General features: G+C 35.9%; 1 protein-coding gene. It reads left to right on the plus strand.

Annotated elements, in window-relative coordinates; all coding sequences use genetic code 11:
- A partial coding sequence (locus tag AC1M9N_RS14500) for a calcium-binding protein (protein ID WP_481954978.1) occupies positions 1-312 on the plus strand: 312 nt, incomplete at both ends.

Raw genomic sequence — 312 nt, forward strand, 5'->3', positions numbered from 1 at the left:
CCAGGACAGATTTCAATTGGCTTCCAATTATATTCAGAAGCATATGGTGTTAATTACATAGAATTCGATGATGGTACCATTTGGGATAGAGAATTAATCAAATCTCATCTATCTAATAGATACGATGGGTCGGATGAAAGTGAAAAAGTTCAAGCAAATGCAAATGTCAATATCATTTATGGTATGGGTGGTAATGATACAATTATAGGTGGTACAGGAAATGATTATCTCTATGGGGGTGATGGAGATGATTTACTTATTGCTCAATATGGAGGGGATAAGTTAGAGGGTGGTGAAGGCAACGATACATTT

This window comes from Acinetobacter sp. ANC_7655, assembly GCF_056784015.1.